The 12,823-nt window shown below is 54.1% G+C and carries 12 protein-coding genes; 9 read left to right on the top strand and 3 right to left on the bottom strand.

Translation table 11 applies throughout. The features are described 5' to 3' along the window. Positions 1–7 precede the first annotated feature (7 nt). Genes HA51_RS03565 through HA51_RS03600 form a run of 8 tightly spaced genes read left to right on the top strand, consistent with a single transcriptional unit; the run spans position 8 to position 8,164 of the window. Positions 8–1,300, top strand: coding sequence for an anaerobic sulfatase maturase (locus HA51_RS03565; protein ID WP_084931917.1), 1,293 nt, complete (start codon positions 8–10; stop codon positions 1,298–1,300). Next, positions 1,300–2,298, top strand: coding sequence for an AAA family ATPase (locus HA51_RS03570; RefSeq protein WP_084932102.1), 999 nt, complete (start codon positions 1,300–1,302; stop codon positions 2,296–2,298). Before HA51_RS03565 ends, HA51_RS03570 begins: the two co-directional genes overlap by 1 nt. Then, complete coding sequence (locus tag HA51_RS03575; RefSeq protein ID WP_084931919.1) at positions 2,298–3,224, top strand: DUF58 domain-containing protein; 927 nt, start codon at positions 2,298–2,300, stop codon at positions 3,222–3,224. Before HA51_RS03570 ends, HA51_RS03575 begins: the two co-directional genes overlap by 1 nt. Then, positions 3,205–3,642: a DUF4381 family protein gene (locus HA51_RS03580; RefSeq protein ID WP_084931921.1), complete on the top strand. Its 438-nt coding sequence runs from the start codon at positions 3,205–3,207 to the stop codon at positions 3,640–3,642. Before HA51_RS03575 ends, HA51_RS03580 begins: the two co-directional genes overlap by 20 nt. Further along, positions 3,635–4,612, top strand: a complete 978-nt coding sequence (locus tag HA51_RS03585) for a VWA domain-containing protein (protein ID WP_084931923.1) — start codon at positions 3,635–3,637, stop codon at positions 4,610–4,612. The genes HA51_RS03580 and HA51_RS03585 overlap by 8 nt, the downstream gene beginning before the upstream one ends. Continuing rightward, entirely contained in the window at positions 4,609–6,135 is a 1,527-nt protein-coding gene (locus HA51_RS03590; RefSeq protein WP_084931925.1) for a VWA domain-containing protein, read from the top strand. The genes HA51_RS03585 and HA51_RS03590 overlap by 4 nt, the downstream gene beginning before the upstream one ends. Then, complete coding sequence (locus HA51_RS03595; RefSeq protein ID WP_084931927.1) at positions 6,132–7,148, top strand: BatD family protein; 1,017 nt, start codon at positions 6,132–6,134, stop codon at positions 7,146–7,148. Before HA51_RS03590 ends, HA51_RS03595 begins: the two co-directional genes overlap by 4 nt. After that, complete coding sequence (locus HA51_RS03600) at positions 7,148–8,164, top strand: HAD family hydrolase (RefSeq protein ID WP_084931929.1); 1,017 nt, start codon at positions 7,148–7,150, stop codon at positions 8,162–8,164. Before HA51_RS03595 ends, HA51_RS03600 begins: the two co-directional genes overlap by 1 nt. Before the next feature lies 1 nt (position 8,165). Here the strand turns inward: HA51_RS03600 and HA51_RS03605 are convergent, their stop codons facing one another. From HA51_RS03605 to ptsJ, 3 genes are all read right to left on the bottom strand, one after another. Continuing rightward, a complete protein-coding gene (locus HA51_RS03605; protein WP_084931931.1) occupies positions 8,166–9,311 on the bottom strand; it encodes a GGDEF domain-containing protein in 1,146 nt (381 codons plus the stop codon). A 209-nt stretch (positions 9,312–9,520) separates the two neighbouring features. Then, positions 9,521–10,240 carry a type 1 glutamine amidotransferase gene (locus HA51_RS03610; protein ID WP_084931933.1) on the bottom strand — a complete coding sequence of 240 codons (720 nt, stop codon included), beginning with the start codon at positions 10,238–10,240 and terminating at the stop codon, positions 9,521–9,523. Between the two features lie 24 nt (positions 10,241–10,264). Continuing rightward, on the bottom strand, positions 10,265–11,593 hold the full coding sequence (gene ptsJ, locus HA51_RS03615; protein WP_084931935.1) for a MocR-like B6 salvage transcription factor PtsJ: 1,329 nt from the start codon (positions 11,591–11,593) through the stop codon (positions 10,265–10,267). Positions 11,594–11,662: 69 nt separating this feature from the next. Here ptsJ and HA51_RS03620 point away from each other — a divergent pair, with 69 nt between their 5' ends. After that, on the top strand, positions 11,663–12,472 hold the full coding sequence (locus HA51_RS03620) for a YggS family pyridoxal phosphate-dependent enzyme (RefSeq protein ID WP_084931937.1): 810 nt from the start codon (positions 11,663–11,665) through the stop codon (positions 12,470–12,472). The last annotated feature ends 351 nt before the right edge of the window (positions 12,473–12,823 follow it).

The raw sequence follows: 12,823 nt of genomic DNA on the forward strand, positions 1-12,823 counted from the left end.
GGCGTTCATGAAGTACAGCACAACACTGCCCGTCAAACCGCTGCCTACCGCGGAAAAATACAGTGGCAAAGGCCCCGCTTATACTCGCCGCTTTCACGTCATGGCTAAACCAACTGGGTCACGCTGTAATATCGACTGTAATTACTGCTTTTATCTGCACAAAGAGCAACTTCTGGAACAGGACAGACACAGTGGCATGAGCGATGACGTGCTGGAAACCTTTATTCGGCAATACATCGACAGCCAGGACGGCGAGCAGGTGGTGTTCTCCTGGCAAGGAGGTGAACCCACGCTGATGGGGCTGGCTTACTTTGAAAAGATTGTGGCACTGCAGAAGAAATATCAGAAGCCCGGTCAGCGCATTGAAAACGACCTCCAGACTAATGGCATTCTGATCAATGACAACTGGGCGCGTTTTCTGCGTCAGCACAATTTCCTCGTCGGCATATCTATCGATGGTCCGGCTGAACTGCACGATCGTTACCGCGTTACCCGTACCGGCAAGCCGACGTTTGAAAAAGTGATGGAAGGTGTCGCGGCGTTGAAGCGTCATCAGGTGCCGTTCAACGCACTGGTCACCGTCAACCGTACCAATGCACGCTTTCCACTGGAGGTTTATCGCTTTCTGACTCGTGAACTTGGAGCCACCTATATCCAGTTCAATCCCTGTGTCGAACCCGTCGATTTTAAACAAACCGCACCGCAATTCTGGCAAGACGACACCATTCCAGTAATGGGTTCGCGCCGTGCCCGACCCGGCGATCTGGATTCTATTGTCACCGACTGGTCTGTGGACCCCGATGACTGGGGTCGATTTCTGATTGCCATCTTTGAGGAGTGGGTCAATAACGATCTCGGCCGTGTGCAGGTCAATCTTTTTGAAACCGCCGTCGCCCAGACGATGGGCATGCCAGCACAGATCTGTGTGACCTCTGAATTTTGCGGTAAAGGCCTGGCCATCGAGAAAAATGGCGACGTCTTCTCCTGCGACCATTACGTCTACCCAGAATATCGCCTCGGCAACGTTGAAAGCACCAAACTGGCGCATATGGCCTTCTCCGAGCGTCAGAAAGCCTTCGGCCTCGGCAAACGTGAAACGCTGCCTGCCGCCTGTAAAACCTGCCCTTACTTGAAGCTTTGTTACGGTGAGTGCCCGAAAAACCGCATTGTTCGCAGCCAGGAAGGCGAACTGGGGATGAACTATCTCTGTCCCGGTATTACCGCCTTTTTCGATTATGCGCAGCCAATCCTGGTGGGCATCGCCACGCTATTAAACCGCCAGACGGTGGAGCCTGCATGATGACGATTCGTGAGAAGCTGCTGGAACTTGAAGCCAGCATGAACAAGCAGGTGATTGGGCAGCAGGAACTGGTGCGGATGCTGATTGTAGCGTTGCTGTGCGATGGGCACGTGTTGCTGGAGGGCCTGCCGGGTCTGGCAAAAACCCGCGCCGTGCGCGAGCTGGCTCGTCACATAGAAGGCGAGTTTCGTCGCATTCAGTTCACGCCTGACCTGCTGCCTTCCGACATCACCGGCAGTGAAATTTATCAGCAGAACGCGACGCGAGAGGAAGATCAATTCCGTTTCCGGCCCGGCCCGGTGTTTGGCAACATCATCCTTGCCGATGAAATCAACCGTGCCTCTGCGCGCGTACAATCGGCTCTGCTGGAAGCAATGGAAGAACGCCACGTGACGGTTGCGGGTAGAACCTGGCCGCTTCCGGGCATTTTTATGGTGCTGGCCACGCAGAACCCGGTCGACCAGGAGGGCACCTGGCCTTTGCCCGAGGCGCAGCTCGACCGTTTCCTGATGAAGGTGATTGTGGGCTACCCGACGAAGGAAAATGAGCAGCGGGTCATGCAGTTAGTGCGTGCGGAGCAGCAGGAAAAATATCAGGCAACACCGAGTGAACCCCGTTCACCTGAAGCTGCGCCGCTGCTCATTAGCCAGCAGGATGTGGCTGACTGCTGGCAGGCTATTTCAGCGGTGTACGTCGCCCCCACCGTGGAGCAGTACATTGTCAATCTGGTTGAAATGACGCGCCATCCTGCACAAGTCAGCGATGCGTTTTCAGGCTATATCAGTCTGGGTATCAGCCCGCGTGGTACTTTGGCACTGGATCGCTGCGGGCGTGCCCTTGCCTGGCTTGAAGGACGCGATGCCGTCCTTCCAGAGGACATTCAGCGCATCGCGCCCGCGGTGTTGCGCCACCGACTGCTGCTCAGCTATCAGGCGGATGCTGATAACTGCACCCCCGATCAGGTTGTGAAAATGCTGCTAGATGCGGTGGTGGCGTAATGGCTCACCCTCTCACCATCGATATGGCTGTGCTACTCGCATTGGCCGCAGAGGCTAAGCGGCTGGACAACCCTCCCAGCCAAATTCCGCCCGGCGCGATGGCAGGAGAACGCGTATCACGCCAGCAGGGGCGCGGACTAAATTTTGACAGTCTGCGACGCTATCAGCCGGGGGACGATGTCCGTTTGATTGACTGGAAAACCACTGCGCGCCTGCGATCGCCATGGATACGACTGTACAATGAAGAACGAGAGCGTCCGGTGTTTATACTGCTGGATCAGCGTCTGGATATGTATTTTGGCACTCGTCTGCAAACAAAGTCCGTGGCGGCAGCGAAGATTACCGGACTGCTCGCATGGCGAAGCTGGCATGACGGTGATCGGTTGGGGTGTGCCGTGATGGGTGATGATGAGTTGGTACTCCATCCGTGCCGTGCGCCTAAGCGAAATCTGATGCCAATACTCACCGACGTTGAGCGTCTGAATGGGCAGTTGCCCGCGCGCCATGCAGAAAACCAGGTTTCTACACTTTCATTAGCAGGGGCACTTCAACGCATTATCAGGCTGCTGCCATCCGGAAGCTGGCTGGCAATCATCAGTGATTTTCATGATCTGGACGCGAGCGGCGAAGCCCTGCTGGCACATCTACGTCGCCGTTGTGATATTACCGCTTATGTCACACTGGACGATCTACATCAGCGTCTGCCACGGCGCGGCCAGCTTGCCGCGTATTACCAAAACGTTAGCAGCACCCTCAGTCTCTCGGCCTCTCTCAGCCAAAATATTCAGCAATCCGTTACCGAACGCCTGTCCCAGCAGCAGCGTCGTTTGCAGCGCGTGGGGGTCACGGTCAAAACGGTGATCACGGGCGAGGCTGTTTTGCCTCAGCTTCAGCAGGAGGATACCCATGCTGGCAAAAGGTTTTAGTACGCCAGAACTGGGGCATCCGGCGCTGCCGAGTGATCCCTCATGGTTTCCTCTGCCTGTTGGCTGGGAAGTACTGGGGGTCATTTTATCGATGCTCCTGTTGGGCACAGTTTTGGTGTTTTCGGCACGCTATCGGCGTAATCGCTGGCGCCGCGAAGCACAGAAGTTGCTGCCACAGCAAAGCGTTGATGACTGGATGGTGATGATTAAGCGGGTGTTACTGGTTCAACATTCACGCGAAACCGTAAGCCAGTGGCATACGCCAGAACAGCTCCTTGCACAGACCTCGCTTGACGCTGAACTGCAAGTGCAGATGTGTCGGCGTTACTGCCAGCCTGATAACCAGCTGGATACCCGGACCAATGCACAGGTTGCCACACAACTACGCCAGTGGCTGGAGAGTCTTCCTCATGTCTGAATTTCTCTCAAGGGTAGATTTTGCCTGGCCTTGGGCGGGCGTGCTGGTGTTGCTCCCTCTGCTGGCCCGCTTTGTGCTGCCGGTTAAGCAGCCCGTCACTGAACAGGTGCGCGTGCCTTTCCTGCCTGAGCTGGCGGAGTCACTGCAACTGAGTGCACCCGCCCCCAGATCGAGCGGCTGGGCAAGTCTGCTGTTCTGGGCTGTCTGGATTTTACTGATTATCGCCCTTGCCCGCCCCGAATATCTGATGCCGCCAAAAACGTTAATCAAACCGATGCGCAATATCGTGCTGATCCTCGACGTCTCCGGGTCCATGGAGAAGAATGATGCGCAGAATGGTCAGACGCGCCTTCAGGCCGTACAGCAAACAGTACGCACCTTTATCGAACAGCGTAAAAACGATCGCATTGGTCTGGTTATTTTCGCCAGCCAGGCCTGGCCGTTTGCCCCCATCAGCGAAGATAAACAGGCGCTGCTGTCGCGCATTGCTCAGCTTGCGCCAGCTATGGCGGGGCAGCAAACCGCGGTCGGTGATGCGCTGGGCGTTGCCGTCAAACTGCTTGATCAAAGCCTGGACGCGGACGCCGCCAAAATGGCCATTCTGCTGACAGACGGCAATGACACCGCCTCACAACTTCCCCCTACGCTGGCAGCTCAGCTGGCTGCAGCACATCACGTCATGGTGGACACCATTGCATTTGGCGACACTAGCAGCAGTGGTGAAGACAAGGTCGATACTGCATTACTTGAGAAGATCGCCGCTACCTCAGGGGGTAATGCTTGGCATGCCGCCACCCAGGGCGATGCACTGTCGCAAGTCTGGCAGCAAATTGATGCTCAGACACCGCAACAGGTGAAAACGCTGGGCTTCTCCTGGCATCGTCCGTTATTTCACTGGCCGCTTACTGCTGCGCTGGCTTTGTTACTGCTCTATGCCATCGGCAACACCCTGTTAAGGGGGCGCACTTGAGCGATTTCCATTTCCTTTACCCCTGGCGACTGCTGGGGTTACTGATCTGTCCACTGGTTTTCTTTCTGGCCCGGCGAACGCGCAGTGCGTGGCATGACATTATGGAAAAACCTTTTGCAGCAGCGCTGATTAAGGGCCAACAGCCGCGAGCAAAACAGCTGCTGCCCTGGCTAGTCGCCGTCGGTGTGCTAGGGCTCGCGGGCCCCAGTTGGCAACGCGAATTACCTGCCGCTTTTACACCTGATAACAATGTGATGGTGATTTTACAGCAGGATCTGAGCATGCTGGCGCAGGATGTCCCGCCCAGCCGCCACCAGCGAATGCAGCTGAAACTGTCGATGTTGATGTCACAAATGCCCGGCAGCCATTTCGGGCTGGTGGTTTACCGTGCCAATGCCTGGCTGACCATCCCCCTCACCAGCGATCCGGCATTTTACCAGCTGTTTTTGATGGCACAGCAGCCCACGCAATTGCCGCAAGATGACGGGTCAGGTCTGCGTCAGGCTGTGGCTCTGGCGCTGAAAAACCTCCCCTCTTCACCGGATGCACCTCGCTCAATCATCCTGGTGACGGATAACGTTGATGAACAGGACGCACAATGGCTGCAACAGCAAACCGTCCCATTACAGATGTGGGTGCCGGGGACGGCCGCTGGGGGAGCGCTTCCTGAAGCGCAGGCATCTCAGGGGACAGACACCCGTTTGAACGTCACTCGATTTGAACAAATCCGTGATGCCGGGATACCGGTAACGCTAGTTTCATCGGACGATACAGACTTGGCCTCCATCCGTGACAACATTCAACAAAGCATAACGGCGCAGCAGAACCATCGTCAGGATTTACAGTGGAAGAACAGTGGCTATCTGCTGGTCATCCCGATGCTGTTGCTGCTCCTTTTCTGGCGCCAGCAACTGATTTGTGTGCTGTTCCTGTTTGTACCGTTAATGGCCTTGTCTCCCACCAGCCATGCCGCCCTGCTGGATGCCTGGGTGCGGCCGGATGTTCAGGGACAGAGGGCCTTTGAACGTGGTGACTATCAGGCGGCCGCTCAGCACTTTGACGATCCCCTGAGGCGTGGCATCGCCCTCTATTACGCTGGTGATTATGCTGCGGCACTGGGGGCTTTTCGCTTGGCTCCTGCCACCCCTGAAACCCTGTTATGGACAGGCAACAGCTACGCGCAGCAGAAAAACTGGCAGCAGTCGCTGAACAGTTATGACCAGGCGCTGAGCCTGCGACCCGACTGGACATTAGCGCAACAAAACCGCGAGAAGATCGCACACATCCTCATGCAACTAAGGCAGAAGCAGCACGATCGTCAGGCCAGCCAGAGTGAAGAAGCGAATTACGATGCTGACGAGATTAAAAATGACCTGAAGCGCGATGAAGGGGCTAAAGAGCAGCAACTTAAACCGATGGCGGGTACACCGGCGCCGGCACAGCAATGGTATGACAATGCTTCACTCTCGCCCAGCGGCCTGCTGGAAAATCTCTATCGTTCTTCTCCGGCGGAGGCGCAATGAGAAAGTGGCTGATGTCGATAGTACTTTTTTCATGCTTACCTGCGATGGCCGAGATGAACATGACCCGAGAACTGGGTGTACCCGCGCAACTTGTACCGGGCCAACCGGTTACGCTTGCCGTCACGTTCTGGACCGATAGCTGGTTTAATCCGCCGCCTCAATGGCCAGAAATGACAATTGAAAATGGCAATGTGCTCACAACACCGCTTCCTAATCAATTGGTCACCCGCAACGAGGGGGGCGCACTCTGGAGCGGCATACGTATGGAACGCCAGGTGATGGCATGGGATCAGGGAATCTTGCGTCTGCCTCAGATTGATCTGGTCATGCGGTCCGCCAATCAGCCCCCCAAAACGATCACGCTTCCCGCCCTGGAAAAAAACGTTGCCTGGCCTGCCGAAACACATCAACCGGACAGGTTTTTACCTGCAAGCCGTCTCGACCTGTCTCAAAAATGGCAACTCTACCGTGCCGTTGAGGATAGCGAGCTGCACGTGGGCGATGTGATCGAGCGCGAGGTCACTTTGCGCGCCACCGATGTCATTGCCGCGCAAATCCCTCAATTGCTTTATGCCATTCCCGGTTCAGGGACACAGCGTTTGGACCCTGTCAGCAGCAACCTGACGCAAGGCCGTGGCGAAATCACCGGCGTGCAGCGACAGGAGCGTCTGCGGTATTTACCCACTGTGGCGGGTGAACTGTCTATCCCACCGCTGAAGTTACGCTGGTGGGACACGCGCCAGCAGCAATGGCAACTCACCGAGCTGCCCGGCGCGCATTACACCATTGCAGCAGCCCGAGTAGGAGGGAGTGAAAAAGCACTGCAGGCGAGAAAGCCCGTTGACTGGATACGCACGCTGGCATCCCTTGCACTGTTGCTGGTGCTGATTGGCCTGTCAGTGATATTTCGCCGCGCCATCGCTTTAGGGCTAAGGCGAGTGGTAAAACGCACCCAAACATTCTGGCAGAGCGTGTCACTGCCCGAACTGACTCCAGAAAAAAGGAAGAGATGATGAAAAACACCCTTATAGCTGGCTTGCTGCTGACGACCGGCATCCATTACGCAGCAGCGGCTGAACCTGCACTCAGCGCCTGGAATGACGGCACAGCCAAACAGGCGATTGAAACCTGGGTCTCGGGCGCAACGCAGTCTGGAAGTCACAACTTTATCCCCGAGAACCAGCGTTATGTGGTGTTCGATAACGATGGCACCCTGTGGCCAGAAGCACCGCTGACTTTTCAGCTGCAATTTGTGATGGACGAAATTCAACGTCTCGCGCCACAGCACCCAGAATGGAAAAACGATGCGTTGATTCAGGCCGTCATTAGCAACGATATGAAAACGGTTGGACAGTCAGGAAAGAAAGGCTTAATGCAGCTTATGGCATTGACGCATAGCGGCATGACTACCGATGAGTTCAACCAACGCGTCGCTGATTGGGTAGATACGCATCGGCATGCGCGTTTCGGCTGCCGCTATGATCAGTTGGGGTATCAGCCAATGCGACAGTTGCTGGATTATCTGCGGGATAATGGCTTTAAAACCTGGATTGTCTCCGGCGGCGGCATTGACTTCATGCGCGTGCTAGCTGAAAAAATGTATGGCATCCCGCCAGAACAGGTGATTGGCTCTTTCTCATTGAGCGAATTTTCGTTAACGAATAACGGTACACAGTTACGTAAAACCCTGAACGGTGCCTTTTACGATGATGAGGCGATGAAACCGGTTGCCATCCATTTGTTCATGGGTCGGCAGCCGGTTGCAGCATTCGGCAACAGCGATGGTGACGTACCAATGATCCAGTACACCTCAGCCAACCCAACGTACAAAGCATTGGGACTCCTGGTACATCACACTGACAGCGCACGAGAATACGCCTATGACGCGCATCCTACCGCCAGCGGAAAACTTGTCAGAGGACTTACGCTGGCAGCCAAAAATGGTTGGGTCGTTGTCGATATGAAGCAGGACTGGAAAACGGTGTTCGATCCGGCGCAATGTAGGCCGCCATCATTTTCCGCAGAGTGAATCAATCACTGAGTTGATAAATCACCCAGCGATTACGCCCCTGCTGCTTTGCCTGGTAAAGAGCGTCATCAGCACGAGCAATGATGTCATCAGGCTTTTGACTGCCATCAGTCTGCGCGATCCCCATACTAACGGTAACCCGTTGACTGACTTCAGAGGCCACGTGCGGCAGCGATGATTTTGCAATATTGCTGCGAATACGATCGGCCACTTGGGTGGCTTCATCGATGGCTGCAGTAGGGAGTACAACCACAAACTCCTCTCCACCATACCTTGCCACCAAGTCCTCTGGTGTTCGTACAGATGCTTTGATCATCTCAGCGACGGTCGATAAACACCTATCGCCTGCCTGATGGCCGTAGTGATCGTTGTAGCGTTTGAAATAGTCGACATCGAGCATGATGAGCGCATAAGGCTGCTCATGAAGCGACGCTTTCTCAAGATAACTTTCCATTGCGCGTCGATTCGCCGTGCCCGTCAGGGGATCCTGATGAGCAATAACCTCCAGATGCGCAACCAGCGTCTGATTTTGCTGATAACGAAACCAAGCTTCGTTGAACCAGCGCAGCAAAATCTGGCGGCCGTAGATCAGAATCGCCGTCAGAATAAGCCAGATAACAAAGAACCGAATATTCAGTCCCTGATTGAGTTGAATGCTGGCAATCAGCGCGGTGATCCATAAAGGAATGAGAAACGCCAACAGAGAGGGAGGATGATAATAAAGCGCAGAGAGCGCAGTCAGCATCAGGATAACGCTCAGTGGCCAGGCAAAGGGCAGTGACCACCAGACGATAAAGTGATAACAGCTAAAGCTCCACATCAGGCTGACGAGACTGAGCACCGCCAAGCTAAGTGGCATAAAGCCAGCAGACAGTTTACGTATCAGCAACATCAGTAAAAGTGAGCCAATGATAATCCCGACCATGGTCCTGTCTATGATCGCAGTGAAGCCAAGGGTGACATGAAGTGAACGGTCGAAATCGTTAAAAAGCACATTGCGCCAGTAAATCATCAGGGCAAAACTGATGTTCACAAAAATGAACCAGTTAATACTGATGCTCATTGCATGGCTCACCATATCTCTACGACTTTGCCACATTTTCAGATCGACAGCGCTTTTCCGCCTCTCATGCCTGTTTTGCTTCATCCTTTGTCGCCTCGCCCATGAGCCGTTCATGACTCAGTATAATGGCTAATTGAAGCAGGTTAGTTTGACGGGGAGATTTGTGTCCGGACAGAGAGATACTGGGATTGTGTCGATTCGCAGAAATTCACTGGCTCACCGGTTAACGCCGTCGGGCTGACGGCTTTGAGGGAAATGCCCAGAGCCAAAGATTTCCGGGCATTCAACTGTGTTTAAGCGGATTGGTAGCGAGCTTGCAACTTATCCAGGAACCCAAACAGTACCTGATTCATTTCGCGGTAATCGTGTGCGCGAAGTTCTTCTGGTGTGTTAACAAAGCGGTATTCTGCGGCGCGGCTCAGGTCCTTTTCGGAATGCGCGATCAGCAGGTCAACAACATCCAGCGTCAGTTCCATATGGCATTGGAAACCGAACACGCGATCTGAGTACGCAATGATCTGGCGCGGACATCCCTCACTGTAAGCGATGATTTTTGCATCCGGGGTTAGACCCGGCATGTCATTGTGCCAATGCCCCACTTCCAGCGTCTTGGCAAAATGAGAAAACATCTCATCCTTGCTGCCTTCTTCCGTCAGTGTGATCGGGAATTTACCAATCTCTTTTTCAGGGCTGTGAGCGAACGGCGCGCCGAGTGCTTCACCGATGAGCTGTGAACCGAGGCAAATTCCGATGACAGCTTTATCGGTTTTCACCGCAGAAGCAATCAGTGCCTGCTCAGCTTTCGCATCGAAGTGCGGACATTCTTCACGTGTAGTGGCGGGGTCCTGCGGACCGCCCATGACGATCAGGAAATCGATACCTTCCGCGTCAACGGGTAACGTATCGCCTGCGTAGACGCGAGAATAAGTGACATCATGACCCTGATTTCTGGCCCATGTTTCATAAGCACCCGGTGCTTCAAAATCTTCATGTACGATGAAATGTACGTGCATTACAGAGAACTCCATTAGTGATGTTCAAGCCCTATTGATGGCTTGAATCTGACGCTGCTGTGCCAGAATACCGGCCAGAGATTTTGCAATTAATTCAGTTTCCGGTTCATCAAGGTCAGAAACGGTGATCCTTACCCCAGAGCAAGCATTATCCAGGATGAAGCCCTCTCCAGACCGAATCAACCAGCCCCTGTGCGCCATTTGCATAACCGTTGTCGCGCTGTTTTGTGCCAGCGAAACCCATACGTTCAAGCCATCGTGATGGCCTGAAACCGTGACACCATGTTGTTGCAATGCACTGACAAGCCGCTGCCGTTGGCCGATATAACGCTCACGTGCGGCCAGCATTGATGGTTTAAAGCCAGGCGAACTCATGTAACCCGCTGCCATATCTTGCAGAATATGGCTTACCCAGTTGGTTCCGGCATTCAGGCGCTGGCGCAGACGCTGTGAGGTTTCCGCATCGCTGGCCACAAAGGCCATACGTAAATCAGGCCCAAGAAACTTGGACATCGAACGGATGAGCACCCAGTTACGGGTATTTGCCGGCACAACGTGGTGATATTCCTGTGATGAGAGCAGCGAAAAGTGGTCATCCACGATCACCAACACCTGGGGATAACTTGCCAGTAAGGTACGTATACCTTCAGCCCTGCCCGCACTAAGACCAAATCCGGTTGGATTGTGGGCGCGAGGCGTGATGATCACTGCCTGTACGCCAGCAGAAAGTTGGCGTGACAGCGCCTCTATCTGCATGCCTTCCGCATCGATTGCCACGGGTGCAGCCTCAAGGCGGCTGTGCCGTAGTGTACTGATGCTGCTGAGAAAACAGGGATCTTCGACAGCCACGCGATCGCCTGCAATCAGGTAGCTGGCAAGCACCCTTTCGACGGCATCAACAGCGCCGTTAGTCAGGTTTAAATCGAAAGGGGTGATCAGATCGGGCTGGAGCCATTCAAGGCCTAATGTTTCAAGCTTCGGGCGAATCAAAGTCTCACCATACAGACCCGGGGTATTCTCAATATACGTAGCCAGCTGACTGACGGGGGGGAGAACCGAAGCCGATGGATTGCCGCTGGCAAGATCGCGCAGTACCAGGTCCGGCGCGCTACCTTCGATATCAATGGCCGCGATGGGTTCGCGTACAATCGTGCCGTTTCTACCTCTCGATATGACAAACCCTGCGTCCGTCAGGCGCTTATAAGCCAAAGCAACGGTATTACGGTTGATACCCAGTTCACTTGCCAGCTCACGTAGTGTAGGCAGGAGAGTGCCAGGAGCCAGTTCTCCTGCCTGAATCATTGCGCGGATCTGGTCAAAAATATCACCCGCTGTTTTTCCATTTATCTTCATTGATCTGGTTCAAATAAAAGTTTAGCCTAGGACAATGTTAATGGAGTGCAGAGCCCTTGTCTATACGCTATGAAAAACATCGAAAAAAGCACCGAACCCTCTTCAATAATTGATACGCAGCCTCGCCATGAGATGCACAATCGCTGGCCCCGTGCGGAGTGCGTGCAGGATTTCATCGACAACCTGGCTGCCGTTCAGTCCCGTATTGATGCCGCCTGCCTGCGAGCAGGTCGCAGCACTTCGGACGTTCGCCTTCTTCCAGTCAGTAAAACAATGGACGAACAGCACATCAGGCTAGCCCATCAGGCAGGATGCAAAATACTGGGCGAAAATAAAGTGCAGGAAGCCTGGGGAAAATCTCAGGCGATGTCAGATCTGACCGACCTGAAATGGTCTGTCATTGGTCATCTTCAGTCGAATAAAGCCAAGCTGGTGGCAAGATTTGCCAGTGAATTTCAGGCTCTGGATTCGCTGAACACGGCAGAGATACTGAACCGGCGTTTAGAGCTTGAAAACCGTACGCTGGACGTTTTCGTTCAGGTCAACACCTCCGCTGAACCCAGCAAATATGGTCTGGCACCGGAAAATGTCGCTGACTTCATGGCACAGCTGAGCCCGTTTCCAAACCTGCGCGTTAAAGGACTGATGACGCTTGCGGAGTTCAGTTCCGACGCCGATCGCGTCCGAGCCTGCTTTATCCGGTTACGGAACTTGCGCGACCAGCTTGCTGAAGTTTATGGCAATCTGCATCTGTCTATGGGCATGTCGGGGGACTTTGAAATCGCCATTGAAGAAGGTGCCAATGTGGTGCGCGTGGGCCAAGCCATTTTTGGTGCACGCTCGCTACCTGATGATCACTTCTGGCCCACAGGAGGATAAGGCAATGTTGCCCTATCATCCAATAGTGGAAAGGCTGATGGCGAACGCATTCGAAGCGGCAAATAACAACACCGCCGTCAGCGCAATCAGTGAAAGATTTATCGCTTTATTGATGTTCACTTGGTGATGCCTCCTCAAAAAACCACGTTATCGAAGCCTGGCGATAACGTGTAAATATCGACAGTCGTGTCATAAAAGAGTCGAAACGTCCGGCCCTCAGCGAAAAGCCGAATAGTTCGCGTTCTGTCGTCCCACATAATGGCGTCAACCGTGACGCGAATTTTCCCCAGCATCAGGGTATGCCCTTGCTGAAGATGCTCGGCTCGGATGCTGGTCGTCAAAACGTCAGCC

The sequence above is a fragment of the Pantoea rwandensis genome, assembly GCF_002095475.1.
GTDB lineage: Bacteria > Pseudomonadota > Gammaproteobacteria > Enterobacterales > Enterobacteriaceae > Pantoea > Pantoea rwandensis.